Here is a 26,104-nt window from a genome sequence, read left to right on the forward strand (position 1 = left end):
GTCAGAGCAGGAAGTCGCCGGCGGTCAGGTTGATCGCGCCGGTAAGCCGCACCGCGAAGTCGCTGACGCCATCGCCGTTCACATCGACGCTCAGCGTGGTCATCGCGCCAGCCGTCACGAACCGCATTTCGCCGGCGGTATGGCTGAAGGCCGCCGAGCCGATGAAGTCGAAGGCCTGGTCGCCGTCCAGCAGACTGTTGGCGTCCAGCGCCGACAGATCGATCAGGTCGCCCTGGGTCTGGTTGAAGTCGGCGATGCGATCCTGGCCGGACATCAGGCTGTCGCCCAGGACGCCATAGGCGAAGACATCCTCGCCCAGCCCGCCGGTGAGGGTGTCGGCGCCGGCCCCGCCGATCAGGACGTCGTCGCCGGCGCCGCCAACCAGCCTGTCCGCGCCACCGAGCCCCGAGAGGGTGTCCTGACCCGCGCCGCCGGTGATGCTGTTGCCGAGCGCGTTGCCGACGCCGTTGAAGTCGCCGGTCCCGGCAAAGACCAGGGTCTCGATCTCTTCGGACAGGGTGTAGGCCGAGGCCGTGGCCCGGACGATGTCCAGGCCCCCGCCGGTCGTCTCGACGATGACGTCGAGGGCGTCGTCCACCAGATAGGTGTCGTTGCCGGCGCCGCCGATCAGCAGGTCGGCGTCGCCGCCGCCGTCGAGGATGTCCTTGCCCTCGCCGCCGGTCAGGGTGTCCTGGCCAAGGCCGCCGAACAGCTTGTCGTCGCCCCCGGCGCCATCGAGGCTGTCGCCCAGATCGCCCCCGGTGATGCTGTTGGCGCCCGTGTTGCCGGTCCCGGCGAAGGCGCCGGCTCCGGCGTAGACCAGGGTTTCGAGGTTGCCGCTCAGCAGGTAGCTGGCGCCGGTGGCGTACACCTTGTCCGTTCCGCCGCCGGCCAGTTCGACGATCACGTCGCCGGCGTCGTCCACCCAGTAGGTGTCATCGCCGGGGCCGCCGTCCAGAAGGTCGGCCCCGAGGCCGCCGTCAAGAACGTCCTTGCCGGCGTCGCCGAACAGGCTGTCTGTGCCATCGCCGCCGTTCAGGATGTTGTTGAAGGCGTTGCCGACGCCGGTCCTCCCGACGGCTCCAAGGATGGTCAGGTTCTCGACAAACCGGCCCGCCAGGCTGAAGTCCGCCGTCGTCAGGACGGTGTCCGTTCCACCCGACACCAGCTCGACGACCTGATCGTCGGCGCTGTCGACGCGGTAAAGGTCGTTGCCGCTCCCGCCGGTCAGGATGTCGTCGCCGGCGCCGCCGTCCAGGCTATCGTTGCCCGAACCGCCGCGCAGGTCGTCGGCGAAGCTTGAGCCGACCAGGCTGTCATTGCCGGCTCCGGCCTCCACGAAAGCCAGGCCGGAGATGGCGGTCAGCGCCGACAGGTCGAACAGTTCAGCGGTCGCGCCGCCTACGATGCCAAGACCGTTGCCGATCCAGCGCTCGATGCCCTGGGCCCCGGCGTCGAAGCCGGTGAGGCTGACCGAGGTCAGGCCGACGGCCTGGACCGCGTCACCGAGCGCCTCTTCGCCCTGGCCGCCCTGGAAGCTGTCCTTGATGGCCTCGACGCCTCGAACGACGATCACATCGTCGCCCAGGCCGCCGTCGATCACGTCGATGCCCGCGCCGCCGTCCAGGGTATCGCTCCCCACGTCGCCGACCAGGCTGTCATTGCCGGCGTCGCCGCGCAGCGTGTCGGCGCCGCCGAGCCCATGGATCACGTCATTGCCCAGGCCGCCGGAGAGGGTGTCGGCGGCGTTGGTGACGGTGGGCTGGCCGACCGGCGCATGGGTCGCATCGATGAGGTCGGCCAGCTTCCCGCCCAGGATCGTCACCCCGCTCAGGCTGTCGACGAAGACGGTCATCGACTGCACGAAGCTGGCGCCGGCGGCGTCGGTGACGCGCAGGTCCAGGGTGTGGCTGGCAGCCGCCGCGCTGATCACCGCTCCAGGCGCGACGATCAGCTTGGCGCCGTCAACGGCGAACAGGCCGGAAGGATCGGCGACGATCGAGAAGGTCAGGACGTCGCCGCGATCCACGTCCGAGCCCAGCAGGTTAGCGACAAGCAGGCCCGGCGCGGCGCCTTCGTTGACGTGGGTCGCGGAGATCGACAGCGCGTCGGGGGCGTCGTTGGCGCCCTGGACGGTGAAGACCGCCTGGCCGGCGACCTGGCTGCCGGCGCTGTCGGCGACGGCGTAGTCCAGCTGGAAGCCGACGGTTTCGCCGAGGGCCAGGCCATCGAACTGGCCTGGATCGACCGTGGCCACGCCGCCCTGGACGTTGACCGCCAGCGGCGCATCCCAGACCCCGTTGGTCACGACCACCGACAGCCCGCCGACGACCGACAGGGTGTCGCCGGGGTCAGTCGCCGCGGCGAGCAGGTCGAGGCTGGCGATGGCGCCGTCTTCGCTCAGCACGCCGCCATCGACCTGGCCGGCCGGAAGGGGCGGGGTGTTGCCGCCGGTGAACTGGAAGGTGACGCGGGCCGGGACCTCGGCCAGGCCGTCGGTCACCAGGTAGTCGACATGGATGGTGGCGTTCGCCCCGCCGGTCTGGGCCAGCAGCGCCGGATCGTGCGGATCGAAGGTGAAGGTCTGGCCGATGGGATCGAAGCTGACCCCGGCGGGCAGGACGGCGGGCGGGCCGGCCATGTGCGGTTTGGCGCCGCCATCGACGTCGCTGACGTTGGCCATGGCCGAGACCGTCACCGGCCCTTCATTGCCGCTGATCGCCACCGTCACGGGGCCGGAAACCACCGGCGCGTCGTTGGTCCCGACCAGATCGATGGTGACGACCTGGTCGGTTGCGTTGCCGGCGCTGTCGGTGATCCGGATCGTGTAGCTGAGGCTGCGGGTCTGACCCTCGGCCAGGGCTTCGATCTGGGCGGTGTCGACGTCCAGGGACCAGGCCGCCGAGCCCGGGTTCTCGCCGTCGGAGTCGGCGGCGAGGCTGGTCTGGAAGGTGACGCCCGTCTGGTCCCCGGTCATGCCGGCCAGGGTCACGGTGTGGGTGTCGTCGTGGTTGGCTTCGTAGAACTGGACCGAGCCGCTGAGGGCGGCGACGCCCGACGGCGCGGCCGGCTCGCTGAAGCTGGCGCTCAGGTCGCCGCCGACGATTTCCGGGGCCTGGCCGACGATCAGTTTGACCGTGACGTCGGCGAAGGCGAGGTATTCGATGCCGACCAGGCTGTCGATGCCGTCCGGCGAGCCGGGCCGCAGATCGGTGATGGTGAAGCCATCGCCCAGTTCCTGCACCAGGTAGTCCGCCTGCAGGCCGGAGTAGACGGCGGTGTCAGTCCCGGCGTCGCCCCAGATCTCGTCGTCCTCGCCGCCGCCGGTGATCCGATCGTCGCCCAAGCCGCCGTAGGCCATGTCCCTGTCGGCGCCCAGGTCGATCAGGTCGTTGCCGCCCAGGCCCGAGACGATGTCGTCGCCGGCGCCGGTGCTGATCGTGTCGGCGTAGTCTGTCGCGAAGCCCTGGCCCGGAACGGTGACCAGGTCCGACACGACATCGTCGTCGAAGGTCCCGATGATCGCCTCGCCATGCTGGACCAGGGCGGACGGCGAGAAATCACCGTCGGAGAAACGGAGCGTCTCGATGCCGAACAGGGTGTCGATGCCCGAAGGCGCGCCAGGCCGCAGGTCCTGGACGCTGACGCCGCCGCTCACGGCGTTGACCAGGTAGTCGCTGGAGGCGCCGCTGAACACAGCCACGTCGACGCCGTCGCCGCCACTCAGCAGGTCGGCGCCGGCCCCGCCGGCGATCTGGTCGGCGAAGGCGCCGCCGGTCACCTGGTCGTCGCCCGATCCGCCGACGAACGACAGCTCCTCGATGTTGGTGAAGCTGGAACCGTCCGCCAGGGTGCTGATCGCGGCCGGGTTGGACAGGTCGAGCACCACGCCACCCGCCGAGGCCGACAGGTCGATCAGCAGCTTGTCCGTTCCGGTTCCGCCGTCGATCGAGTCTTCGCCTGAGAACTGCAGGGAGTCGTCGCCGGCCCCGCCGTCGATCACGTCGACGCCGCTGCCGCCATCGATGAAGTCCGCCCCCAGCCCGCCGAGCAGCTGGTCATTGCCGCCGCCGCCGCTGAGGATGTCGTCGCCGGCCGCGCCGTCCAGGGAGTCGTCGCCGCCCAGCCCGTCAATGATCTCGCCGCCGCCAGTGCCGACGATGTCGTCGGCGCCTTCGGTGCAGGGCTCGTTGACCACCACCCCGGTGACCGGGAGGTTGGTGGACTGGAAGTTGGAGATGAACAGGCCGCTGTCATAGATGTGGTCGCCGGTGTCGGCGACGGCGATCTTGATCGTGTTGAGGCCCTGGTGGACGGGCGAGAAGACCGTCAGCACCTTGCTGACGCCGTCGTACTCGATGGGCAGGCCGCTGCCGGAATTGTCGATGAAGTAGCCGGCCGCGAGGTTCTGGCTGATGACGCTGAGCGGGGCGTTGGGATCGTTGCCGAAGTAGGCGACGTTGACGCCGTTGACCATGACCACGGCGATGTCGACGAAGGCGTCGACCCACTCGGGGTACTCATCGGTCCCGAACACCACGTTGAAGCTGATGCCGGTGATGGAGGGGTCGGTGACGGTGAAGTCGAAGCTGATGCTGGTGGCGTCGTAGGACGTCGTCTGGAAGGCCTTGTTGACCACCGCGTCGAGATCCGGATCACCGTTCATGCCGTTGCTGACCCCGAACCAGCCGACCGTGTTGCTCGTGCCTGGAAGCGTGCCCGAGGTCAGCAGGATGCCGGGGCCGATGCCCAGGGCCAGCGAGCCATCGTAAAAAGCCACCGAGGTTCCGCCGCGGATCACGACCACCGACGCCGGGTCGACCACCAGCCCGGGCGAGGTGGCGAAGAAGGCGTTCACCAGGCTCATGCCCGCATCGGCCGGGGCGACGACGAAGGGCGCCGGCGCCGGCGGCGCGGCGACCGGAGGCGGTTGAACCGCCGGGCCGCTCGGCGCGGGGAGGGGGGAGGGCGGATCGACGATCGTGGTCATGGCGAAAGCCTCGTGGCCAAGGGTTGCGCCGCTCCGGCCTGACAGGTCCCGCCTTGAATGGGGGAGAGGGCTGGTTCCCGCCGAGACTGCCGGAGCGACACGTCCGTTCTGGCGGCGCGATCTGACGAAGTCCTGACAGCGACCAAAATGTCACACCTCACTTTGAGGAGGCGCTTCAGACGGCGATGGAAGGTACCGGCCGGGAGGCTTAGGCTGACCGATCAGGGAGAGAGCCTTTTGCGCCTGCTGCTGGTCGAGGATAATCATGAGCTGGCGGGCATGGTCGTCGACGGCCTGTCCCGGGCCGGTCTGCTCGCCGACCATTGCCCGATCCTGGCGGAGGCCAGGGACGCCTTGCGCGCCCGGACCTACGCCTTGGTGATTCTCGATCTTGGGCTTCCGGACGGCGATGGAACCGTTTTCCTGGCCGAGGCCCGCCGCGAGGGCCTGACGGCGCCGGTGCTGTTGCTGACCGCGCGCAGCGGCCTCAACGACAAGGTGGCCGGGCTCGACGCCGGGGCCGATGACTACCTGACCAAGCCCTTCGAGATCAGCGAACTGGCCGCCCGCTGCCGGGCTCTGCTTCGTCGGCCGGGTGCGCCGCTGGGGGTGAGGCTGACTGTCGGTGATCTGGCTGTGGACACCGCTGGCCGTACAGTCGAGGTCGCCGGCCGTGCTCTGGACCTGCCGCCCCGGGAGTTCGCGCTGCTGGAACTGCTGGCGCGCCTCCAGGGGACTGTTCTGCGCCGGTCGCGACTTGAGACCGCCCTCTATTCGATGGACGAAGCGGTCTCTCCCAACGCCCTGGACGCCGTGGTCTCCCGGCTGCGCCGTCACCTGGCGGCGGCCGGAAGCACGACCCAGCTACGGACGGTTCATGGCGTCGGCTACGCCCTGACCGTCGGCCCCGGCGTGACCCTGGATGCCTGATCGCAAAGCTCCCTTCGGCTCCAGCCTTTTCCAGCAGCTCAGCATCGTTCTGATCCTGCTGGTGGTGATCTTTGGCGTCTTCAACGCGGGGCTGGTGGTCGCCCTCTACGCCAACGATCCAGGACAGCTGGCGCGGAGCCTGGTCCAGAGTCATGCGCGAGCCGTGGCAAGGTCCCTGGGCTCCGAGCACAGCCTGGCGGCCACGAAGCCGGGCACACAGCGCCAGTGGGTGGCGAGGGACGCCGCCGGAACGCTTCTGGCCTCCGGCGGACCAGCCCTGTCCCCGGTGGCGGCTTTCGGGACGGAGGAATGGACACGAAATCGCACCCTTGGCGACGAACTCCGGGTGGCGGGCGTTACACCGATCCGGCGACAGGGAGAGACCCTCTGGGTCGGGGTGGCGCTGGTCACGCCGGCCCGTGACGCCTACGTCGGCCCGATCCTGCTGGAGCTAGGGGAGCACGTCTTCGTGCCGCTCGTACCGCTGTCTCTGCTGCTGCTGGGCTTCAGTCTCTGGCAGGTCCGCCGGCTGACCGCGCCGCTCAGACAGGCCGTGCGCGATGTCGAGGCGCTGAATCCCCAGGCCTTGTCCGACCGACTGCGAATCCCGACCTCTCCCTTCGAGCTTCGGGTCCTGGTCCTGGCGATCAACGGGGCCTTGGCCCGGATCGAAAAGTCGACCCGGCTGGTGCGGGATTTCAACGCCAACATGGCCCACGAACTGCGAACGCCGCTCGCCGTGCTGCGGCTGTCGGTCAGCAAGCTGCCCGCCGGCAAGGACACCGCGAAGCTCGACGCGCAGCTCAGCGGCCTGACGCGAACCATCGAGCAGATGCTGGAAATGGCCCAGGCCGAGGCCCCGCTGCCCGACGGCGCCGGGCCGCTCGACCTGAACGACCTTGCCGGCGAGGTCGTGGCCCAGCTGGCGCCGCTGGCCTGGGCGTCGGACCGGGAGCTGCAACTTTCGGAGGGCGAGGCGGGCCCCGTGACCGGGCACGCCGAGGCCATTCAGCGGGCCCTGCGAAACCTGATCGAGAACGCGATCCGCCACACGCCGGCCGGCGCCGCCGTCGACGTCCGGGTCGGGCCTGGCGCCCGCATTTCGGTGCGAGACCACGGACCGGGCGTGCCGGCCGAGCATCGCGCCCGGGTGTTCGACCGCTTCTGGCGGGCCGATCGCGGCCGCCCGGACGGGTCTGGCCTCGGGCTTGGGATCGCGCGCGCGATCATGGAGTCGCACGGGGGACGGGTGCTGGTCGAGGACGCGGATGGCGGCGGCGCCCTCTTCATCCTCGACTTCGAGGGACAGGCGGCCGATCGGGACGGGTAGCGCGCCGTCGCCCGGGCGGTTGCGTCGCCATGACGCCCGCAAAGTCTGCGCAAATTTGAACCGGGCCCTCTAGAATGCGGACAGTTGATTCTGGACCGATATGACCCTCCACACTCCCCCGCCGGGTGACGGCGACCGCATCCTCGACGAACCGCTGACCGAGGCCCTCTCGCGGCGCTACCTGGCCTATGCCCTGTCGACCATCACCGGCCGGGCGCTGCCCGACGTGCGCGACGGGTTGAAGCCCGTCCACCGCCGCATCCTCTATGCCCTGCACGAGATGCGCCTGAACCCCGGCGCCGCCGCCCGCAAGTGCGCCAAGGTGGTCGGGGAAGTGATGGGTAACTTCCACCCGCACGGCGACCAGGCGATCTACGACGCCCTCGTCCGCCTCGCTCAGGATTTCAGCCAGCGCTACCCGCTGGTCGACGGCCAAGGCAACTTCGGCAACATCGACGGTGATAACGCCGCCGCCATGCGCTACACCGAATGCCGGATGACGCAGGCGGCCTCGGTGCTGCTTGATGGCCTCGACGAGAACGCGGTCGATTTCAAGCCGACCTACGACGGCCAGGACGAAGAGCCGGTCGTCCTGCCCGCCGGTTTTCCGAACCTCCTGGCCAACGGTTCCAGCGGCATCGCCGTCGGCATGGCCACCAGCATTCCGCCGCACAACGCCGGCGAACTGATCGACGCCTGCCTGCTGCTGCTGCAACGCCCCGAGGCGACGACCGCCGACCTGATGGAGCGGGTCAAAGGTCCCGACTTCCCGACCGGCGGCATCATCGTCGAACCCCAGCATTCGCTGCTGGAAACCTTCGAGACTGGCCGCGGCGGAGTCCGCCTGCGGGCTCGCTGGCACAAGGAAGACACCGGTCGGGGAACCTACCTGATCGTCGTCACCGAGGTGCCCTACCAGGTCAAGAAGGCCGAGCTGGTCGAAGGCCTGGCCGAGCTGATCGAGAACAAGAAGGCTCCGCTGCTCGGCGACGTGCGTGACGAGAGCGCCGAGGACGTGCGCCTCGTGCTCGAACCCAAGACCCGCAACGTCGAGCCGGAAGTGCTGATGGAGAGCCTGTTCAAGCTCTCCGACCTGGAGGTTCGCTTCCCGGTCAACATGAACGTGCTGGATCGCGGCACGCCGAAGGTCATGGGACTGAAGGCCATCCTGAAGGCCTTCCTCGATCACCGCCGCGAAGTGCTGATCCGCCGGGCCCGCTTCCGGCTGGAGAAGATCGAGGCCCGGCTGCACGTCCTGGACGGCCTGCTGATCGCCTACCTCAACCTCGATGAGGTGATCCGCATCGTCCGCTATGAGGACGAGCCGAAGCAAAAGCTGATCGCCGCCTTCGACCTCTCCGAAATCCAGGCTGACGCCATCCTCAACACCCGCCTGCGCCAACTGGCCCGGCTGGAGGAGATGGAAATCCGCCGCGAGCACGCCGAGCTGGCCGAAGAGCGCGACGGCATCGTCAGCATGCTGGCCAGCGAGGCCCAGCAGTGGAAGCTGGTCGGCGCCGGTCTGGCCGCCATGCGCGACGTTGTCGGGGTCGGCACCGAGGTCGGCCGCCGCCGCAGCGATTTCGCCGACGCCCCTACCATCGACGTCGAAGCCGCCTCCGAGGCCTTCATCCCGCGCGAGCCGATCACCGTCATCCTGTCGGACAAGGGCTGGATCCGCGCCGCCAAGGGCCGGGTCGAGGACCCCTCGGAGCTGAAGTTCAAGGAGGGCGACAAGCTCGGCTTCCTGGTCCCGGCCGAGACCACCGACAAGCTGCTGATCTTCGCCTCCGACGGCCGCTTCTTCACGCTGGACTGCTCCAAGCTGCCGAGCGCGCGCGGCCATGGCGAGCCGCTGCGGCTGATGGTCGACCTCGACGACAAGGTGAAGATCATCGACGTCTTCCCGCACAAGGCCGGCCGCAAACGTATCCTGGCCTCGAAGGAGGGCTACGGGTTCATCATGCCCGAGGACGAGGCCCTGGCCTTCCGCCGGGCCGGCAAGCAGGTGCTGAACGGGACCGCCGTAGTCTCGCTGGAAGTGACCGGCGACCAGATGGGCGTCATCGGCGACAACGGCAAAATCCTGATCTATCCGCTTGAAGAACTTCCGGAAATGCCGCGCGGCAAGGGCGTCAAACTGCAGTCCTACCGCGAGGGCGGCCTGCGCGACGCCACGGTGTTCAACGCCGAGACGGGCGGCTTCTGGATCGACGCCGGCGGCCGTAATCGCGACTGGCCCGACTGGAAAGATTGGGTCGGGCGGCGAGCCGGGGCGGGTAAACTGGCGCCCAAGGGCTTCCCGACCAGCAAGAAGTTCCGGCCGCGCTAGCCGCCGACCAGCTTGCTCATCGCTTCGAGATAGCGCCCGAACGCCGCCCGGCCCTCTGGCGTGATCCGGGCCTGCGTCAGGGGCTTGAGGCCCACGAAGCTCTTCTCGATGGCCACGTAGCCGGCGTCCTGCAGCTTGCGCAGGTGGATCGACAGGTTGCCTTGCGTCGCCTCCAGCACCGTCTTCAGCTCGGTGAAGTCGGCGACCTCGGCGTCGGCGAGATAGGCCATGATCCCCAGGCGCAGGCGCCCGTGGATGACCTCGTCGATGCCGCCGATGTCGAACTTCGCCATCAGTCCGCCTTGCCGCGCGCCATCGCGATGCCGGGCAGCATCATGAACAGGAACAGGCACATGCCGCAGATCACGACATAGGCCCAATGGCCCCGGGTCAGGCCCATGGCCGCCGCGCTGACCATCCAGCCAATCGCCGTGCCGAGCATCCACAGCCGACGGCGCAACTGCCAGGCCGCGTACCAGGCCCCGCCCAACACGGCGAAGACCACGGCCGGGTAGAAGAGCCAGATCCGGAAGTCGCCCGACTGGATGGACGGGGGCAGGAAGATGACCAGAAACACCAGATTGCACAGGCCGGTGGCGCTGAAGATGGCGTTGACCGCCCGCCCGGTGGTGCCCAGGGGCTTGGCCTGCTTGCCGCCCTTGATGATGGCCCAGGTCATGTAGACCAGGAACGCGAGCGTCGGACCGAACATGAACATCAGGGTTACCGGCCCGGGCGGGTTGAAGCCCAGGATCTGGGCCCCATGGAACAGCATTTGCAGGCCGTAGACGCCGCCCCCGACGGCGAACAGCCGGCCGGCGAAGCGCCAGACATCGCCGCCGCTGTCGTGACCGACGAGGGTCTTGATGTAGGCGAGGTCCTCGCGGGCGGAGTCTGCGTCGGTCATCAGGCGATTCCTTCCTGAAGTTGGGATTGAGGCTTCGCACGCCAGGGGATGCGGCGTCCATTCAGCAGCCAGCCCAGGTGGGTGTGGCGGACCAGCAGCTCGTAGGTAATCAACGCCGGGACTAGGGTCCCGACCAGGACCAGGCCGTACTTGACCGGCCAGGTCAGCGGCGCGTCGCGCAGCAGCACATGCAGCGCCATGACCAGCGGGATGTGGACGATGTAGACCCAGTAGCTGGCGTCGGCGATGTAACGTCGCACCGGGCTGTGGCCCGACAGGAAGGTCAGCGCCGCGCCGATCAGGCCGAAGGTCCAGGTCCAGATGGCCAGGGCGTAGAGGGCGCAGAAGCCGGCGCGCATGCTCTCGTCCCCGATCGGCGCGAAGATCGGCGTGCCCCGCACCATCAGGTAGCCGGCGGTGGTCGCCGCGATGGCGACGAGCAGGTTCAGCGCCCAGCGGCGGGTGAAGGCCTGGATCAGGCCCTCCTGTCGTTGCAGCAGCCAGCCGAAGGTATAGGCGATGCCGTAGGCGGTGGCGGCGATGGCTCCGGGGATCAGCGACTGATCCGGCGTCGGAATACCGACCCAGGCCATCAGGTTCGGCTTGAGCCACAGGGCCAGGGCAACAGGAGCGGCCAGGATCACCGGGCCGACCAGGCTGCGGGTCAGGAACGCGGTCAGGCTATCGACGAGGCGGGCGACGTGGTCGCCTCGGTCCACCAGTTTGCCGATTCCGCGCAGGATCAGCATGGCCGGATAGAAGAGCAGGAGCACCCACAGGAACCACAGGTGCGTCAGGGGGAAGGCCGTCGGCGTGATGGCCGGCGGCGGCGGCGCGTTCTTGGGGATGCCGCCCAGGGTCTGGACAGTGTTCCAGACCAGCACCGCGATGATGGCCATCAGCACCATCGGCCAGAAGATGGCCAGCGGGGCGGCGATGCGCTTGAGCCGGTCGACGATGAAGCCCCCGACGCCGCGCCGTTCCAGCAGCAGGCGGCCAAAATAACCGGCGATCAGGAAGAAGACCGTCATCCGGAAGATGTGCAGGGTGAAGAAGGTCGCGGCCATCACCTCGCTGCGCTGGTCGTCCATGACGATCCAGGCTTGCGGGCCGGGCAGGAAGGACATGGTGGCGTGGAAGGCCACGCCCAGCAGCAGGGCAAATCCCCGGACGGCGTCCAGGGCGTGCAGGCGTTCGGTCGGCGCCAGGGTCATCGCGAAACTCCATGGACGCCCCTCCGGCGTCGTAGGCCGCCCTTCTAGCAGACAAGTTTGAAATGTAAACCTGTCTGCCGATGCCGTGACCACTTGTCGCTTCCTGATCGGTGGTTACTCTTCTGCTCAAGGCCGCAAAGGCCAATGGGGATGGGGATTCGGGATGAGCTTCAGGAAATCGATGCTGGCGGCGCTGGCGGTTGGCGCGCTGCTGTCGGCGCAAGCGGCGACGCCGGTTCTGGCCCAGGCGAAGGCGTCCACGCTCCAGCCCGCCAAGCCCGAGTCGCTCGGCTTTTCCTCGGAACGGCTTGCCAAGCTCGATGAGCGGATGAAGCTGCTGGTCGACAAGGGCTATGCGCCCGGCGTGGTCATCTATGTCGCCCGTCACGGCAAAATCGTGCACCAGTCGATCTACGGCAAGGCGGACCTGGCGACCGGCGCGCCGCTGAAGGAAGACACGATCTACCGGATGTACAGCCAGACCAAGCCGGTCACCGGCGTGGCAATGATGATCCTGTACGAAGAGGGCCGCTGGAGGCTGGACGAGCCGGTTACCAAGTACGTGCCGGAATTCAAGAACCTGCAGGTCTACAAGGGCGTCGACGCCAAGGGTCAACCGATCCTGGAGCCGATCAAGCGTCCGCCGACCATGCGGGAGATCATGAGCCACACCGGCGGGTTCGCCTATGGGCTGACGACCGACAATCCCGTCGACAAGGCCTATCGGGACAGCGGCCTGCTGGGGTCGAAGGACCTGCATGAGGTGATGGTCGAGGCCAGCAAGCTGCCGCTGGCCACGCAGCCGGGCGAGGCGTGGCGCTATTCCATCTCGGTCGATATCCAAGGCTACATCGTCGAGAAGCTGTCGGGCCAGTCGCTGCCCGACTTCATGGAAAGCCGCATCTTCAAGCCGCTGGGCATGAAAGACACCGCCTTCTACGTGCCCGAGGCCAAGCGAGCGCGGCAGGCCAGCCTCTACATGTACGATCGCGAGAAGGGCGCCGTCGTGCCGGCCGAGGGCTTCATGGTGCTGGACGTCTCCAGGCCACCGACGGCGGCCAACGGCGGCGGTGGGCTGGTCTCGACCCTGGGTGACTACGCGCGTTTCGCCCAGATGCTGGGTAACGGCGGCGAGCTGGACGGGGTGCGCATTCTCAGCCCCTCGACCATCAAGCTGATGGCCGCCAACCACTTGACCGAGGCCCAGCTGGCCAAGCAGCCGCTCGGACCCGGCGTCGGCTTCGGCCTCGATTTCGGGGTGGTCATGGACCCGGCGGCCGCGGGCACGCTGGCGGGGAAGGGGACCTACAGCTGGGGCGGCGCGGCCGGCACCTGGTTCTGGGTTGATCCCGAGAACGACGTGGTCGTGCTGGGCATGATCCAGGTGCTGGGCGGCGGGCAGGTCCTGCGTCTCGATGAGGTGACCCAGCAACTGATCTACGCCGCCCTGGTCGATCCATCGAAGTAGCCCCCCCAACGGGGAGCGCGCGCGGGCTTGCGAACGGCGGTCAATGAGCTAGCGTCAGGCGTCAACCTTGCGAGGATAAGTCCGTGACCGGCCTGATCATTCTTGTCGTCGTCGTCGCCGTGATCGGTCTGATCGTGGTCGGGGTCTACAATCGGCTGGTGGCGCTCAATGCCCGCGCCGACCAGGCCTTCGCCGACATCGATGTGCAGCTGAAGCAGCGCCAGGACCTGATCCCCAACCTGGTCGAGACCGTGAAGGGCTACGCCGCCCACGAGAAGGGCACCCTCGAGGCCGTGATCGCCGCCCGCAACGCCGCCGCCGGCGCCACCACGGTCGACCAGAAGGTCCAGGCCGAGGGCGTGCTCAGCGGGGCCCTGCGCCAACTGTTCGCGGTGGCCGAGGCCTATCCGGACCTCAAGGCCAACACCAACTTCCTGAACCTGCAGGACCAGCTGGCCGACCTGGAGAACAAGCTGGCCGCCGCCCGCCGCTTCTTCAACAACGCCGTGGCCGAGTTCAACGCCGCCCGGCGCGGCTTCCCGGCCGTGGTGTTCGCGGGGATGTTCGGCTTCGGCCAGGACCGCACGCTCTACGACGTCGGGACCGAGAGCCGCGCCGCCATGGACGCCGCCGCGCCCTCCGTGAAGTTCTGATCCCATGGGGCCCGTCGGCCTCTACACCCACATCCAGGCCAACAACACGCGGTCGGTCGTCCTGCTGGCCGGCTTTCCCGTCCTGCTGACCGGTCTGATCTGGGCTCTGACGGCCGGGCTGATGGGAGCAGGGGTGCTGCCCTCGACCGGATCGGTGGCCGGCGACCTGGCCCGCGCGACGCAGCTGCTGGTCGTCTCCCTGCCGCTGGCGGTGGTGGTTTCGGTCGTCTGGTTCGCCATCGCCTACTTCGCCAACCAGACCATCATCGATCTCGCAACGGGCGCCAGGCCGGTTAGCAGGCAAGATGAACCTGCGCTCTACAACCTGTTGGAAAACCTTTGTATTTCGCGCGGTCTTCCGACGCCGACTCTGCGCATCATCGAGAGCGATGCGCTCAACGCCTTCGCCACGGGCCTGAACCAGAAACAGTACAGCGTCACCGTCACCCGGGGGCTGATGCTGACCCTGACCAAGCCCGAACTCGAGGCCGTGCTGGCCCATGAACTGACCCACATCCTCAACAAGGATGTGCGGACCATGGTCATCGCCGCGGTGTTCGCCGGCATCATCACCCTGCTGGCCGAGGTGATGCTCCGGGGCATGCGGTTTGGCCGGATCGGCGCCAGCTCCGACAAGAACAAGGGCGCCGGCCTGCTGTTGCTGATCGCCTTCGGGGCGGCGGCGATCGGCTACATACTGGCCATCGTCATCCGCATGATGCTGTCGCGCACCCGCGAATATGTCGCCGACGCCGGGGCGGTGGAGCTGACCAAGAACCCTGACGCCATGATCGGCGCCCTGCGCAAGATCAGCGGCCATGCCCACATCGACGGGCCGGACTCGATCAGGGCCATGTTCCTGGACGACGGCAAGGCCGATGTGATGGACATCTTCGCTACCCATCCGCCGATCGAAAAGCGGATCGAGGCCCTGGTGAAATACGCCGGCGGTCAGGACCTGCCGGTGACCGAACCCGAAGCAGTGTCGGGACCCTGGAGCTAACCCCACCGGAATTTATTGGGGAAGCTGCGGCTCTTTCCGCCCCAACTTCGGCATGTCCGGTCCGCGCGCGGCCTTGTTGGCCTCCAGAATCGCCTCAGCCCTTGCGATCTCACGGGCCGAAATCAGGCCCCAACCGTTGGGACGCAGGATTTCCAGGGGGGAGAAGCGAACCTTGTAGGTCATCTTCTCGCTGCCCGGCACCCAGTAGCCCAGGTAGACATGCGGCAGCTCGTTCATCGCCCCCTGGATCAGGTTGTCGAGGACGATGAAGCTGCCGAGGCTGCGCTTGGTCAGGTCCGGGTCGTAGAAGCTGTAGACCAGCGACAGACCGTCCCCCATCACATCGATCAGCACGCAGGCCAGCAGGTCGCCGGGCCCCCGGTCCTTCGACGGCGTCCGGTATTCGACGATGTGGGTGCGGACCGTGGTGTCTTCGACCATGGCCACATAGTCGGGCCAGGTCATCTCGGCCATGCCGCCGTCGGCATGGCGGGTCAGCAGGTAGCGCCGCAGCAGATCGAACTGTTCGGTCGTCGCCTCGGCTTCGACCACGTGGCGGCGCAGGTCTTCGTTGCGGCGCAGGATCTTCCGCTCCGAGCGGCTGAAGATGTAGTCCTTCACCGGGATGCGGGCCGAGGTGCAGCTGTTGCACAGCTCGCAGGCCGGGCGGTAGGCGATGTTCTGGCTGCGGCGGAAGCCGCTCTGGGTCAGGCTGTCGTTGATGGCGGCGCCGTCGGCTTGCGGCAGATGGGCGAAGACTTTCCGCTCTTCACGCCCCGGCAAGTAGGGGCAGGGCGATGCGGCGGTCAGAAAGAACCGCATTCTCCCCGAAGCTGGAAAATGATGCGTCACGCTACTCGCCCGCCTCTTCGGCTGCCCAACCCTTCAGGCTCGCATTGCGAACCCGCCCGTTGGAAAGGGATTAGGGGGCATGAACCCGTGCCGCGCAAGGGGTTCAAGCGTCGCATCTTACTGATCCGGCGGCAGGACGGGGGCTTCGCGCAACAGAACGATGGCGATGCGCCGGTTACCCGCCAGTGTCGGATCGTCCGGATACAGCGGATCGGAGTTGGCCTTGCCCGACACCTGATAGATGCGGTCGGGGTCGACCCCCGCCCCCTGAAGGATCAGCCGCGACTGGTCGGCGCGGGCCGCCGACAGCGACCAGTCGCCGCTCGAGCGGCTGCCGTCGGCATTGGCGCTGGTGTGGCCGCTGATGGTCACGCGGTTGGGCAACTGGTTGACGATCTTGGCCACCGCGCGCAGCAGGATGCGGGCCCGATCGTTGGGGGCGGCCATGCCCTCCTTGAACATCGAGCGGCCTTCCTGGTCGACCAGCTGGATGCGCAGGCCTTCCGGGGTGATGTCGATCTGGATCTGTTTGCTGAGTTCGGCCAGTTCCGGCATCGACTGCAGCGCCTGGCGCAGGCTCTGGGCGGCGGAGGCGAAATTCTCGGCGTCGCGCTTTTCAAGTTCCTTGCGCAGGGTGTCGGTGCTGGTTTCGGACAGTTCGCCGCCGGTCTTTTCGTTGGGGCGCTCGTTGGGTTTCGATTCGGGGTTCTGTTCCTCGATGATGTCCATCGAGCCGCTGGCCTTGGAACCGTCTTCGCCCAGCGCCGTGCCGCCCAGGATGCCCCCTGAGCCGCTGGTGGTTTCCGAAACCGAGGCCGGGGCGAAATAGTCGGCAATGCCGCGCTTCTGCTCGGGGCTGGTGGTGTTGATCAGCCACATCAGCAGGAAGAAGGCCATCATGGCGGTGACGAAGTCGGCATACGCGACCTTCCAGGCGCCGCCGTGGTGACCCCCGCCGACGACTTTCTTCACCTTCTTGATGAGGATCGGCCGGTCGCCCCCGATCGCCATGCTACACGCCCCGCTTAACCTTGATGGCGGCAACCTCGCGCGGGCGCGTTAAGATGGTGTTTCCTTTGATCGGAGTGGTGGAATGAAAGTCGCGTTTGTCGGCCTCGGCGTCATGGGATTTCCGATGGCCGGGCACCTGGCCAGGGCAGGGCATGAGGTCAGCGTCTTCAACCGCTCGCCGCAAAAGGCGCTGCGCTGGGTCGATACCTACGGCGGTCGGGCGGGCGACACGCTGCACCACGCCACACACGGGGCTGAGCTGGTCGCCCTCTGCGTCGGCAACGACGACGACGTGCGCGGGGTCGTCGAGGAGGTCCTTCAATCGATGGCCATGGGCGGCATCATCGTCGACCACACCACGACCTCGGCGAAGATCGCCCGGGAGATGGCCGATCTGGCCGACTCGACCGGCCGCACCTTCCTCGACGCCCCGGTCAGCGGTGGTCAGGCGGGTGCAGAGAACGGCCAGCTGACCATCATGGTCGGCGGCGATGAGGCGGCGCTGGCGCGAGCGGAGCCGGTCATCGGCGCCTACGCCAAGGCCATCAAGCGCATCGGCGGTCCCGGCCACGGCCAGCTGGCCAAGATGGCCAACCAGATCTGCATCGCCGGCGTCGTCCAGGGCCTGGCTGAGGCCGTCCACTTCTGTGCCCAGGCCGGCGTCGATCCCACGAACGTCTTCGACGCCATCAGCAAGGGCGCCGCCCAGTCCTGGCAGATGGACAATCGCTGGGCGACGATGGTGCAGGGCAAGTTCGACTTCGGCTTCGCCGTCGACTGGATGCGCAAGGATCTGGGCCTGGTGCTCGACGAGGCGGCGGCGAAGGGGGCGCGGCTCGACATGACCCGGCTGGTCGATGGGTACTACGCCGAGGTCCAGTCGTTGGGCGGGAACCGGTGGGATACCTCGAGCTTGGTGGCGAGGCTCAGCAAGTCCGGGTGACGACGACTTGTCTTCCTCGTGTCTGTACTACAAAGTTAATTCATGATCGGACCTGCTGTAATTGCCGGCATCCTGGCGCTTGGCAGTTGTCAGGCGCCCCCATTGCTGAGCGGCGCGGTCTGGCGACGTCTGCCGACCGGGGCCGAGGCAAGCAGCATCCTCGGAAACCAGCTGCACCCCCCGGTGGGCCAGTTCATTCTCTTCTGCCAAGCCCTGCCGGACGGCCGCTTCCTCCGTTGTCTTCTCCAGTCCGAGGGACGCATGGCTGACTACCCCGAGCAAGCTCCACGCCTTGCCCGGTACATGGCCATCGAACCCTTCACGAAATCGGGTGAGCCGGTCGCCGGCCGGTGGGTCCGCGTTCCGATCACACTGCGCGCGGCTGATGAAGAGGAGGCCGCTAGTCCTCCGACGCCGGCCTCGGCGGAGGCGCATTCGCTGTCGGATTGACCGCTGCCTGGGCTGCGGCGGCCTTGGCGATCACCGCCTTGCCGTAGGCTTCGGCCTCGCCGACCGTGGTAATCGCGGCCACCTGTGCCTCGATTGCGGCCACCTCGGCCGCATCGCCGCGCGCCAGTTCGACGTCGGTCTTGGCCAGCACCTTGAGGAAGCCGATGGTGTTGCCGTCCTGCGGCAGCGGCGCGTTGGCGTTCGTCGGCGGGGCAGCGCGGGGCGGTTCCGGGGCGACGGCGGGCAGGGTGGTCGGGCAGTCGGTGCGCGGGGTCGGCAGGGACAGCTGGTCCAGGACGGTGTTGGCGGCGGCATCGCGGGCCGTCATCGGCTGCAGCCCGAACAGCGCCTCCAGGGTCGCCGGCACCGAGGCATGGTCGTAGAGGGTCTTGTCGACCGTGCCCTTGGGGATGAGCGGCGAGACCAGCACCGCCGGCACGCGCACACCGTACCAGTCGAACAGGAAGCCGCCGTCGTTGATCTTAAGGTCCTGGGGACTGCCGTCGTTGGGAGTCGGCGCCTTGGTCGGCTGGACGCTGTCGTAGAAGCCGCCGTGCTCGTCATAGGTGATGATCAGCAGGCTGCGTTCCCACAGCGGTGAGTTGCGGATCGCCTCGTACGTCGCCTTGATCAGGCCCTCGCCGCCGGCCATCGAGTCCATCGGGTGCTGCGACGAGCCGCCCTCGTAGGAGCCGCCGGTGGTGTCGCCGTAGTTGGGCTCGATGAAGGTGTAGGCGTAGGGATAGGGGCCCTGAACATCCTGCGCGAAGCTGCCGAAATTGTTGGTGTTGACCTTGTAGGTGATGCCCTGCAGCGCCGCGACCTGGGGGATGCCGCCGAACACCGGACCGTTCTCGTCGACGTAGACCCGCCAGGACAGGCCGGCCGCGCTCAGCCGGTCATAGATCGAGGCGCCGCTGGGATAGACGAAGCCGCCGCCGGGCGTTTCCCAGGCCACGGTCTGCAGGCTGCTGGGCGAGTCGGCCCAGCCGCCCGACGAGGCCCCGTGGACGAAGAAGCGGTTGGGCCAGGTCGGTCCGGGCACCGAGGCGTGCCAAGCGTCACAGACTGCGAACTGCGTCGCCAGGGCGTAGATGATCGGCAGGTCCGTTTGGGTGGTGAAGCCCAGCATCGGGTCGCCGTACTCGGTCGAAACCGGCTTGCTGGGATTGTTGGAGGTGATCTCGGTCACCGTCGTCGCATAGTTGCTGACGAAGCCGGTGTTCACCGTCGGACCGTTGTAGGGGGTCCAGGGGACGCGGGTCTGCTTGTTCGGCCCCGTATACTGCACGCCCCACTCGGGACCCAGAAGCTGTTCCTGGGTGTCGTACCACTCGTGGCCAGGGTCGGTCGGCATGGCAAAGGGGGCATTGGCGCCGACCGGATCGCTCTGGACGATGGGCGGGTTGGGGCTGTTTGCGTAGTTGCGGCTGTCGTAGCTGTTGGTCGTGCCGGGCGGGGCGCGGGTGATGCCCTGAATGTCCGACTGGCCGAAGACGTTTTCGAACGAGTGGTTCTCCAGCATCAGCACGAAGACATTGTCGATCAGGGTGTAGGGCCCGGTCTTCGTCATCCCGGCCGAACAGCCGCCGGATGGCAGGTTGATGGCCAGGCTGCTGGTGTTGACGGTCAGCGGCAGGTTCTGATTCACGTCGGCCTGCTGCAACTGGCATTCCTTCCAGTTGGTCATGCTGGCGAAGCCGCTGGAGGTGTAGATACCGGGATTGGGCCCGTCCTTCACCGCCGCCTTGACCGCCCAGTAGTCGAGCACGAAGCCGACGTTCAGCCCGACCCGGAAATAGACGGTCAGCGGCCCCACCGTCTGGCCCGGCGCGGCCGTCCAGGTGGCGCTCTGGGTCCCGTCAGTGCTGTTGTTGTGGAACAGGGTCAGGGTGGCGTTGCCGCCGGTGTTGTTGGTCAGGTAGGCCTGCGCCGACTGGCGGCTCACCGGGTTCATCGGCGTCGACCCGCCGCCGGACTTCAGGTCGATGTAGAAGTTGGTGCTGCTGACCGTGAACATCAGGTTCTGGCCGGCGTCCTTGCCCTGCAGCTGGTACTCTTTCCAGCTTGAGTACTGCAGGATGCCGGTGCTCTCGAAGCGGCCGGGCGTCGAGCCGCCGGTGACGACGATCTCGCAGGCCCAGTAGTCGAGGACGGTAAACGACCCCCAGCCGGTGTTGAAATGCACGGTCAGCGGCCCGACCGTCTGGCCCGGGGCGGCCGTCCAGATGGCGCTCTCGGTGCCATAGTCGCTGTTGTTGTGCCACAGCTGGATCTTGGCCGTGCCGTCGGTCTGGTTGGTGATGAAGACCTGGGCGGTCTGTGGCGTGGACATGGCTGGACCCTTGGCGCGACACAGCGGCCGCGCCCGCTAGAGCGACGATTGAACAGGGACTGTGATGACAGGCGCGGGCGACGTGTCCGGCGCGTGGCGAGCACTATGACGCGCTGGCTGAACGGGAGTCAACGAACAAGGGAATTTAAGAATCTACTACTTTGAATGGCAGCGCGCTCAAGTCAGCAGCTTCGCCCGGATCGCAGGCTCCATCCCCGTCCAGTCGTCGGCCCAGACATGCCGCGCCGGATCGGTAGGCGCATAGGGGCGCAGGCGCTCGTCGGCGATCATCTGGAAGCGGATGACATCCGGCGCGTCGGCCGCCACCGATTCCAGATTCGGCAGCAAGTCGTCGATGAAGCCGACCAGCCCGGTGGTCCGGGCCGCCAGGTCGCGGACGATCGGGCCCTTGAGGCCGCTGTTGATGATCATCGGGTAGTGCAGGCCGTGGGTCTGCAGCCAGCCGATGCGGGCGGCGCGGCCGTGGTCGGGGGCGTTGGTCAGGATGATGACGGTCATCCTGGAGCTGAGCCGGTCCAGCGCTTCGGCCGCGCCGTTGACGGGCATGAGGTCGTCGGCGCCGTCGCGGAAGAAGTCGTCGAACAGGACCTTGCCGGTCGGCATGTCCACGCAGTCGGTCGAGCCGATCTTGTAGATGTTCTGGAACAGGGCGAAGCGGTCGATCCGCATCTCGTAGCCGTGGCGTGCCACGAAGGTCTCGAAGCCCTCCATAAAGCGGGCCAGCACCTCGTCGACGTCGACGATCAGCAGCGGGCGCGCCGGATCGACGGCGACGGCCTGGGCGGCTTCAGCGGGGGTCAGGGTTTCGAGGGCGGTCACGATTAGCGCAGGCTTAAGGATATTCGTGCGATCTGGCTTCATGGAAACGGACTCAGGTGAGTCCTTTTCCGATGCATTCCGGTCTCAAGGTCGAACGCTAGATGGCGAAAAAGGTCCTCATCGTCGAGGATAACGAGCTCAACATGAAGCTCTTCCACGACCTGCTCGACGCGCAAGGGTACGAAACCCTTCAGACGCGCGAGGGATTGTCTGCGCTTTCGCTCGCCCGCGAACACCGTCCCGACCTCATCCTGATGGACATCCAGCTGCCGGAGATCAGCGGCCTGGAAGTGACCAAATGGCTGAAGGAAGACGACGACCTGAGCCATATCCCGGTGGTGGCCGTTACCGCCTTTGCCATGAAGGGCGATGAGGAGCGTATCCGCGAAGGCGGCTGCGAGGCCTACATCTCCAAACCGATTTCGGTGTCCCACTTCCTGGACACCATCCGCCGCTTTCTAGGGTAGGGCGATGAGTGCACGTATTCTCGTAGTCGACGACATCGAGGCCAACGTCCGCCTGCTGGAGGCCAAGCTGACGGCCGAGTACTACGAGGTGCTGACCGCCTGTGACGGGCCGACGGCCCTGGCCATCGCCGCCGCCGAGAAGCCGGACATCGTGCTGCTCGACGTCATGATGCCTGGCATGGACGGCTTCCAGGTCTGCCGCCGGCTGAAGGACGATCCCGAGACGCGGCATATCCCCGTCGTGCTGGTGACGGCGCTCGACGGCCGGTCGGACCGCATCGAGGGCCTCGAGGCCGGGGCCGACGAGTTCCTGACCAAGCCGATCGACGACGTCATGCTGTTCGCCCGGGTGCGCAGTCTCACCCGCCTGAAGCTGGTGATCGACGAACTGCGCCAGCGCGAGGAATCGGGCCGTCGCATGGGCGTCATCGCCGGCGCTGCCGCCCGCCTGGGCGGGGTGGGCGGCCGCATCCTGATCGTCGACGACAACGACCGCCAGTCCCAGCGGGTGGCCACGGAGCTGGCTGTCGAGCACCGGCCAGTGGTCGAGAGCGACTACGACAAGGCCCTGCAGACCGCCCGCGGGCCGGTCGACATCATCATCGTCAACGCCGCCGCCAAGGCCTTCGACGGCCTGCGCTTCTGCGCGGCGCTGCGGTCCGACGAGCAGAGCCGCAATGTGCCGGTGCTGGTCATCGTCGATCCCGACGACCGGCCGCGGCTGGTCAAGGCCCTGGAGATCGGGGTCAACGACATCCTGACCCGGCCCATCGATCCCCAGGAACTGGCCGCCCGGGCGCGGACCCAGATCAAGCGCAAGCGCTACACCGACTTCCTGCGTCAGAACCTCGACCATTCGCTGGAGCTGGCCGTCACCGACCAGCTGACCGGGCTGCATAACCGCCGCTACATGGAAAGCCAGCTGGCCGCCCTGGTGAAGCGGGCCAGCATGGGGGGCGAGCCGGTGGCCGCCCTGATGATCGATATCGACCACTTCAAGAAGATCAACGACAGCTTCGGCCACGACGCCGGCGACGAGGTGCTGCGCGAATTCGCGGTGCGGCTGGCGACCAATGTGCGGGCCGTCGATCTGCCCTGCCGCTACGGCGGTGAGGAGTTCACGGTGATCATGCCCGGCACCCGCCTGGCCGACGCCGAGCGGATCGCCGAGCGCATCCGGCTGCATGTGGCCGGCTCGCCGTTCCGTGTGGCCGGCGGCAAGGAACTGCTGACGGTGACCATCTCGGTCGGCGTGGCCAGCACGGTCACCGACCTCGACACCCCCGAGACCTTGCTCAAGAGGGCCGACGGGGCGGTCTATGAGGCCAAGCACGCCGGTCGCAACCGGGTCATCGCCCGCGCGGCGTGACGTTCGCCGGGCTCAGGCTCTTCGACGTACCGGCGATATCAGTCCACAGAATTGGTCTGGTCGCCGACAGTTCAAGACCCAATTCAGGCATAGGAAAGTCTGGATTTCTCCGGACATAGACCTGATACGGGTAAGTGAGAGTCGCGAAAGTCGACAACTCAACGTAACAGTGTGCTGCGAGGGGCAGTCCTGATGGAAACCCGTACGAGGTCCGCCTGGATCGCGGTATGCCTTGGCCCGATTGCTTTCGGCGTGGCCATAGCGCGCCAGCTTATCAATGGACTTTGGTGGCCCTACTGGGTCGACGATCTTATCGTCGGCGTCCTGCTGACGGTCGCCGGCTGGCTGGTCCTGCGGGAAAGCAGCAGCACCCGGGCCCGCATGCTCAGCGCCGCCTGGGGCGGCATGGCGATCGTCCTCTGGGGGTCGACCTTCCGGCACGTCGAGGGCCTGCCCAGTGAGGGCTACGCGCCGCATCTGACGGTGATCACCATCGCCATGCTGGGCCTGCTGGGCCTGGCGGTGATGGGATTGTTCTGGAGCCTGCCGACGACCAAGAAGCCGTTCATCGGCACCCGTCCGCCGAAGGACAAGGGCTAGGACCAACCCCTTGGCTCACAACGCAAAACGCCCGGCTGTGAAGCCGGGCGTTCGTCGTTGGATCAGGCGGCGGAGCCTACTTGATCTTGCCTTCCTTGAACTCGACGTGCTTGCGCACGACGGGATCGTACTTCTTCAGGACCATCTTCTCGGTCTTGGTGCGGGCGTTCTTCTTGGTGACGTAGAAGAAGCCGGTGTCCGCCGTGGAGTTCAGGCGGATCTTGATGGATGCCGGTTTGGCCATAGCAATATCCTCATGGCCGCAGGGCCGAATTCTCGCGAGGCGCGGAACATACGCATGGATCGCTGGAAGTCAACGCCTGTGGCGAATAGGGTTTGCGGATGAAGCATTTCCTTATCGCCGCCGCTGCGGCCCTGCTCCTCGCAACGCCCGCCGCAGCCCGCCAATACCTGACACACGACCTCTTTTTCGGCCAGCTGAAGACCCTCTGCGGCAAGGCGTTCGAAGGCCGTGTCGTGACCACCGATCCCGCCGACAAGGATTTCGCCGGCAAGCGCCTGGTCATGCGAGTCGCCTCCTGCTCCGACGAAGAGGTGAGAATTCCTTTCGCCGTGGGCGAGGATCGCTCGCGGACGTGGGTGATCACGCGCCAGCGCCCTGATGTACTGCGCCTGAAGCATGACCACCGCCACGAGGACGGCAAGGAGGATGTCCTTTCGCAGTACGGCGGGGACGCCGTCGTGATGGGGCGGCCCGGCCGCCAGGAGTTCCCGGCGGATTCCTTTTCCAAGGCCCTCTTCCTGGAAAAGGGAAACCCCGCGTCGGTCGACAATGTCTGGGCTCTCGAAATCTCCAGGGAGGTCTTCGTCTACGAACTCCGCCGGCCGAATCGCCACTTCCGGGTCGAGTTCGATCTGACCAAACCTCTGCCTTAGGGCCGCTGCCCTAGATCAGGGTCTTCAGCCTCGCCTTGCCGTATCGGTAGGTGAAGAGGAAGGGCGGGTCGTCGGCCATCAGGGCGTCGAGGATGGCCTCGGTGATGTCGAACAGGGGGAGCCGACGGGCCTCGGGCAGGGGGCGCCAGGCCAGTTCGGAGAGTTCGTCGCTGTCCGCGAGATGGCCCGTCACGTCGGCGGCGTCTGCCTTGAAGAAGCGGGCGTGGAAGCGGACCGGGCTGTTGGTGGGGGTGATGGCGCGGGCGGCCAGGGTTATGGGCGCGCTGTCGGGCAGGGTGAGGCCGGTTTCCTCGAATGTTTCGCGGACCGCCGCCCGGGCCAGGGCCCCGGCCAGGCGGCCTGGCGCGTGAGTCAGGCGGGCGCAGAGGGGCGTCAGGTGGCGCGGTCGCTCGCGGTCGGCGGCATCGACCGCGCCGCCGGGAAAGACGAAGACGTCAGGGGCGAAGCGCGACTTGCGCGGCCGGCGGCCCATCAGGACCTCGGCGTTGCGACCGGTTCCACGCAGCAGGATCAGGCTGGCGGCGTGCCTGGGGCGAACAGGGGTGGTCACAGGTAGTCCAGACGCCGCGCGCCCTGCAGGAAGCGCATGAAGGGGGCGGGGCGCTCGGCGCCGCCCAGGCGCTCGGCGACCTCGGCGACCACGAAGCGGGTGATGTTGGGCAGGTCGAGGGCCAGGGCCTCGTCCAGATCGACCCAGGCGATCTCGTCCAGCTCGCCGCAGTCGGGCTGGCGCTCAAGGCTGACCAGGGCCTCGGCGTCGGCCATGAAGAAGCGGGCGTCGAAGCGGCGCGGCCGGTAGGGCGGGGTGATGGCCCGGGCCACAAACTGCAGGGCGCTGAGGTCAGGAGCGGCGCCCTGGGCCAGGAACTCGCGCCAGGCGCCGGCGGCCGGGCGGACGGGGGCGGGCCTGGCCAGCAGGAGGCCGACCTCCTCGAAGGTCTCGCGCACCGCGGCCATGGCCAGGGCGCGGGGCAGGGCAGGGGACTTGTGGCGCAGGGTCAGGGCGAGCCTGGCTTCCACGTCGGGGGCGAGTTCGCTGGCCGAGGGGGCGGTGAAGTCGCCGCGATCGACCCGGCCGCCGGGGAAGACCCATTTGGACGGCATGAAGGCATGGCCCTTGGCCCGGCGGCCCATCAGCAGGCGCGGCTTCTTTGCATCCCGCCGCACCACGATCAGCGTCGCGGCGTGGCGGGGCCGGATGGCCTTGCCGCCGTCGCGCATGGCGCCATCGCTGCGCGGGTCGTAGTTGGGGTCGAGGATCGGCTTGGTCATGGGGGCAGTGTAAGGGGCTGGCGGCGCGGCGGAAGTATGCCGTTGCGGAAGCCTCTGCTATCGGGAAACGCCGTCAGTATAGCAGAATGCTGTGATAATATCTTCAGCAAAAACAGCGTTCTAATTGCCAATAATTCACCTACATGAGGGGCGCTTCAGGCCTCTCTCGCCGCCGCATTCGACCTATGTTTGAACCGAACAGACCCACCAAAGACCACCC

General features: G+C 67.4%; 23 protein-coding genes. 12 read left to right on the forward strand and 11 right to left on the reverse strand.

Annotated elements, in window-relative coordinates; translation table 11 throughout:
* Position 1 precedes the first annotated feature (1 nt).
* Positions 2-4,990 (reverse strand): choice-of-anchor L domain-containing protein, encoded by a 4,989-nt coding sequence (locus tag AC2YG9_RS10935; protein ID WP_487298007.1) that lies wholly within the window; start codon positions 4,988-4,990, stop codon positions 2-4.
* Positions 4,991-5,227: 237 nt separating this feature from the next.
* On the opposite strand from AC2YG9_RS10935, the gene AC2YG9_RS10940 reads away from it, so the two are divergent.
* The 3 genes from AC2YG9_RS10940 to parC all read left to right on the forward strand — a co-directional run bounded on the left by AC2YG9_RS10940 (position 5,228) and on the right by parC (position 9,582).
* Positions 5,228-5,920: a response regulator gene (locus tag AC2YG9_RS10940; RefSeq protein WP_487298008.1), complete on the forward strand. Its 693-nt coding sequence runs from the start codon at positions 5,228-5,230 to the stop codon at positions 5,918-5,920.
* Complete coding sequence (locus AC2YG9_RS10945; protein WP_487298009.1) at positions 5,913-7,250, forward strand: sensor histidine kinase; 1,338 nt, start codon at positions 5,913-5,915, stop codon at positions 7,248-7,250. Before AC2YG9_RS10940 ends, AC2YG9_RS10945 begins: the two co-directional genes overlap by 8 nt.
* 100 nt (positions 7,251-7,350) lie before the next feature.
* A complete protein-coding gene (gene parC, locus AC2YG9_RS10950) occupies positions 7,351-9,582 on the forward strand; it encodes a DNA topoisomerase IV subunit A (protein WP_487298010.1) in 2,232 nt (743 codons plus the stop codon).
* Here parC and AC2YG9_RS10955 read toward each other — a convergent pair.
* The 3 genes from AC2YG9_RS10955 to AC2YG9_RS10965 are packed head-to-tail and all read right to left on the reverse strand — an operon-like array spanning position 9,579 to position 11,703.
* Positions 9,579-9,875: a winged helix-turn-helix domain-containing protein gene (locus AC2YG9_RS10955; RefSeq protein ID WP_487298011.1), complete on the reverse strand. Its 297-nt coding sequence runs from the start codon at positions 9,873-9,875 to the stop codon at positions 9,579-9,581. The genes parC and AC2YG9_RS10955 overlap by 4 nt on opposite strands.
* Positions 9,875-10,489: a hypothetical protein gene (locus AC2YG9_RS10960; protein WP_487298012.1), complete on the reverse strand. Its 615-nt coding sequence runs from the start codon at positions 10,487-10,489 to the stop codon at positions 9,875-9,877. Before AC2YG9_RS10960 ends, AC2YG9_RS10955 begins: the two co-directional genes overlap by 1 nt.
* A complete protein-coding gene (locus tag AC2YG9_RS10965; RefSeq protein WP_487298013.1) occupies positions 10,489-11,703 on the reverse strand; it encodes an acyltransferase family protein in 1,215 nt (404 codons plus the stop codon). The genes AC2YG9_RS10960 and AC2YG9_RS10965 overlap by 1 nt, the downstream gene beginning before the upstream one ends.
* A gap of 163 nt (positions 11,704-11,866) precedes the next feature.
* Here AC2YG9_RS10965 and AC2YG9_RS10970 point away from each other — a divergent pair, with 163 nt between their 5' ends.
* The 3 genes from AC2YG9_RS10970 to AC2YG9_RS10980 all read left to right on the forward strand — a co-directional run bounded on the left by AC2YG9_RS10970 (position 11,867) and on the right by AC2YG9_RS10980 (position 14,827).
* Complete coding sequence (locus AC2YG9_RS10970; RefSeq protein ID WP_487298014.1) at positions 11,867-13,171, forward strand: serine hydrolase domain-containing protein; 1,305 nt, start codon at positions 11,867-11,869, stop codon at positions 13,169-13,171.
* A gap of 83 nt (positions 13,172-13,254) precedes the next feature.
* Positions 13,255-13,824, forward strand: a complete 570-nt coding sequence (locus AC2YG9_RS10975; RefSeq protein ID WP_487298015.1) for a LemA family protein — start codon at positions 13,255-13,257, stop codon at positions 13,822-13,824.
* Between the two features lie 4 nt (positions 13,825-13,828).
* Positions 13,829-14,827, forward strand: coding sequence for a M48 family metallopeptidase (locus tag AC2YG9_RS10980; protein WP_487298016.1), 999 nt, complete (start codon positions 13,829-13,831; stop codon positions 14,825-14,827).
* 12 nt (positions 14,828-14,839) lie between these two features.
* On the opposite strand, the gene AC2YG9_RS10985 is transcribed toward AC2YG9_RS10980, so the two are convergent.
* Together AC2YG9_RS10985 and AC2YG9_RS10990 are read right to left on the reverse strand one after the other, a co-directional pair.
* Positions 14,840-15,679: an arginyltransferase gene (locus tag AC2YG9_RS10985; RefSeq protein WP_487298017.1), complete on the reverse strand. Its 840-nt coding sequence runs from the start codon at positions 15,677-15,679 to the stop codon at positions 14,840-14,842.
* Positions 15,680-15,796: 117 nt separating this feature from the next.
* Entirely contained in the window at positions 15,797-16,690 is an 894-nt protein-coding gene (locus AC2YG9_RS10990) for a flagellar motor protein MotB (protein WP_487298018.1), read from the reverse strand.
* Between the two features lie 82 nt (positions 16,691-16,772).
* Here AC2YG9_RS10990 and AC2YG9_RS10995 point away from each other — a divergent pair, with 82 nt between their 5' ends.
* Both AC2YG9_RS10995 and AC2YG9_RS11000 read left to right on the forward strand, forming a co-directional pair.
* Positions 16,773-17,633 (forward strand): NAD(P)-dependent oxidoreductase, encoded by an 861-nt coding sequence (locus tag AC2YG9_RS10995; RefSeq protein ID WP_487298019.1) that lies wholly within the window; start codon positions 16,773-16,775, stop codon positions 17,631-17,633.
* Positions 17,634-17,675: 42 nt separating this feature from the next.
* The gene (locus AC2YG9_RS11000) at positions 17,676-18,083 is read left to right on the forward strand and encodes a hypothetical protein (RefSeq protein WP_487298020.1); all 408 of its coding nucleotides are present in this window, start codon (positions 17,676-17,678) and stop codon (positions 18,081-18,083) included.
* Here AC2YG9_RS11000 and AC2YG9_RS11005 read toward each other — a convergent pair.
* Both AC2YG9_RS11005 and AC2YG9_RS11010 read right to left on the reverse strand, forming a co-directional pair.
* Positions 18,034-20,418, reverse strand: a complete 2,385-nt coding sequence (locus AC2YG9_RS11005) for an alkaline phosphatase family protein (protein WP_487298021.1) — start codon at positions 20,416-20,418, stop codon at positions 18,034-18,036. The genes AC2YG9_RS11000 and AC2YG9_RS11005 overlap by 50 nt on opposite strands.
* A 177-nt stretch (positions 20,419-20,595) precedes the next feature.
* On the reverse strand, positions 20,596-21,258 hold the full coding sequence (locus tag AC2YG9_RS11010; RefSeq protein ID WP_487298022.1) for a 5' nucleotidase, NT5C type: 663 nt from the start codon (positions 21,256-21,258) through the stop codon (positions 20,596-20,598).
* 101 nt (positions 21,259-21,359) lie between these two features.
* Between AC2YG9_RS11010 and AC2YG9_RS11015 the strand changes: the two genes are divergently transcribed.
* From AC2YG9_RS11015 to AC2YG9_RS11025, 3 genes are all read left to right on the forward strand, one after another.
* Positions 21,360-21,725, forward strand: a complete 366-nt coding sequence (locus AC2YG9_RS11015) for a response regulator (RefSeq protein ID WP_487298023.1) — start codon at positions 21,360-21,362, stop codon at positions 21,723-21,725.
* Positions 21,726-21,729: 4 nt separating this feature from the next.
* Positions 21,730-23,094, forward strand: a complete 1,365-nt coding sequence (locus AC2YG9_RS11020; RefSeq protein WP_487298024.1) for a PleD family two-component system response regulator — start codon at positions 21,730-21,732, stop codon at positions 23,092-23,094.
* A gap of 192 nt (positions 23,095-23,286) precedes the next feature.
* The gene (locus tag AC2YG9_RS11025) at positions 23,287-23,694 is read left to right on the forward strand and encodes a hypothetical protein (RefSeq protein WP_487298025.1); all 408 of its coding nucleotides are present in this window, start codon (positions 23,287-23,289) and stop codon (positions 23,692-23,694) included.
* Between the two features lie 76 nt (positions 23,695-23,770).
* Here AC2YG9_RS11025 and rpmG read toward each other — a convergent pair whose 3' ends face one another.
* Positions 23,771-23,938, reverse strand: coding sequence for a 50S ribosomal protein L33 (gene rpmG / locus AC2YG9_RS11030; protein WP_018079812.1), 168 nt, complete (start codon positions 23,936-23,938; stop codon positions 23,771-23,773).
* A 98-nt stretch (positions 23,939-24,036) separates the two neighbouring features.
* On the opposite strand from rpmG, the gene AC2YG9_RS11035 reads away from it, so the two are divergent.
* The gene (locus tag AC2YG9_RS11035; RefSeq protein WP_487298332.1) at positions 24,037-24,591 is read left to right on the forward strand and encodes a hypothetical protein; all 555 of its coding nucleotides are present in this window, start codon (positions 24,037-24,039) and stop codon (positions 24,589-24,591) included.
* Between the two features lie 10 nt (positions 24,592-24,601).
* Here the strand turns inward: AC2YG9_RS11035 and AC2YG9_RS11040 are convergent, their stop codons facing one another.
* Together AC2YG9_RS11040 and AC2YG9_RS11045 are read right to left on the reverse strand one after the other, a co-directional pair.
* Positions 24,602-25,162, reverse strand: a complete 561-nt coding sequence (locus AC2YG9_RS11040; protein ID WP_487298026.1) for an NUDIX hydrolase — start codon at positions 25,160-25,162, stop codon at positions 24,602-24,604.
* Positions 25,159-25,884 (reverse strand): NUDIX hydrolase, encoded by a 726-nt coding sequence (locus AC2YG9_RS11045; protein ID WP_487298027.1) that lies wholly within the window; start codon positions 25,882-25,884, stop codon positions 25,159-25,161. Before AC2YG9_RS11045 ends, AC2YG9_RS11040 begins: the two co-directional genes overlap by 4 nt.
* Positions 25,885-26,104: the final 220 nt, after the last annotated feature.

Source organism: Caulobacter sp. SRI_014 (assembly GCF_057586315.1).

Excerpts from the sequence above, each read along its gene's own strand:
- AC2YG9_RS10935 (WP_487298007.1), bottom strand. The coding sequence starts at position 4,990 with ATGACCACGATCGTCGATCCGCCCTCCCCCCTCCCCGCGCCGAGCGGC.
- AC2YG9_RS10945 (WP_487298009.1), top strand. The coding sequence starts at position 5,913 with ATGCCTGATCGCAAAGCTCCCTTCGGCTCCAGCCTTTTCCAGCAGCTC.
- parC (WP_487298010.1), top strand. The coding sequence starts at position 7,351 with ATGACCCTCCACACTCCCCCGCCGGGTGACGGCGACCGCATCCTCGAC.
- AC2YG9_RS10955 (WP_487298011.1), bottom strand. The coding sequence starts at position 9,875 with ATGGCGAAGTTCGACATCGGCGGCATCGACGAGGTCATCCACGGGCGC.
- AC2YG9_RS10960 (WP_487298012.1), bottom strand. The coding sequence starts at position 10,489 with ATGACCGACGCAGACTCCGCCCGCGAGGACCTCGCCTACATCAAGACC.
- AC2YG9_RS10965 (WP_487298013.1), bottom strand. The coding sequence starts at position 11,703 with ATGACCCTGGCGCCGACCGAACGCCTGCACGCCCTGGACGCCGTCCGG.
- AC2YG9_RS10970 (WP_487298014.1), top strand. The coding sequence starts at position 11,867 with ATGAGCTTCAGGAAATCGATGCTGGCGGCGCTGGCGGTTGGCGCGCTG.
- AC2YG9_RS10980 (WP_487298016.1), top strand. The coding sequence starts at position 13,829 with ATGGGGCCCGTCGGCCTCTACACCCACATCCAGGCCAACAACACGCGG.
- AC2YG9_RS10990 (WP_487298018.1), bottom strand. The coding sequence starts at position 16,690 with ATGGCGATCGGGGGCGACCGGCCGATCCTCATCAAGAAGGTGAAGAAA.
- AC2YG9_RS10995 (WP_487298019.1), top strand. The coding sequence starts at position 16,773 with ATGAAAGTCGCGTTTGTCGGCCTCGGCGTCATGGGATTTCCGATGGCC.
- AC2YG9_RS11000 (WP_487298020.1), top strand. The coding sequence starts at position 17,676 with ATGATCGGACCTGCTGTAATTGCCGGCATCCTGGCGCTTGGCAGTTGT.
- AC2YG9_RS11005 (WP_487298021.1), bottom strand. The coding sequence starts at position 20,418 with ATGTCCACGCCACAGACCGCCCAGGTCTTCATCACCAACCAGACCGAC.
- AC2YG9_RS11015 (WP_487298023.1), top strand. The coding sequence starts at position 21,360 with ATGGCGAAAAAGGTCCTCATCGTCGAGGATAACGAGCTCAACATGAAG.
- AC2YG9_RS11020 (WP_487298024.1), top strand. The coding sequence starts at position 21,730 with ATGAGTGCACGTATTCTCGTAGTCGACGACATCGAGGCCAACGTCCGC.
- AC2YG9_RS11025 (WP_487298025.1), top strand. The coding sequence starts at position 23,287 with ATGGAAACCCGTACGAGGTCCGCCTGGATCGCGGTATGCCTTGGCCCG.
- rpmG (WP_018079812.1), bottom strand. The coding sequence starts at position 23,938 with ATGGCCAAACCGGCATCCATCAAGATCCGCCTGAACTCCACGGCGGAC.
- AC2YG9_RS11035 (WP_487298332.1), top strand. The coding sequence starts at position 24,037 with ATGAAGCATTTCCTTATCGCCGCCGCTGCGGCCCTGCTCCTCGCAACG.
- AC2YG9_RS11045 (WP_487298027.1), bottom strand. The coding sequence starts at position 25,884 with ATGACCAAGCCGATCCTCGACCCCAACTACGACCCGCGCAGCGATGGC.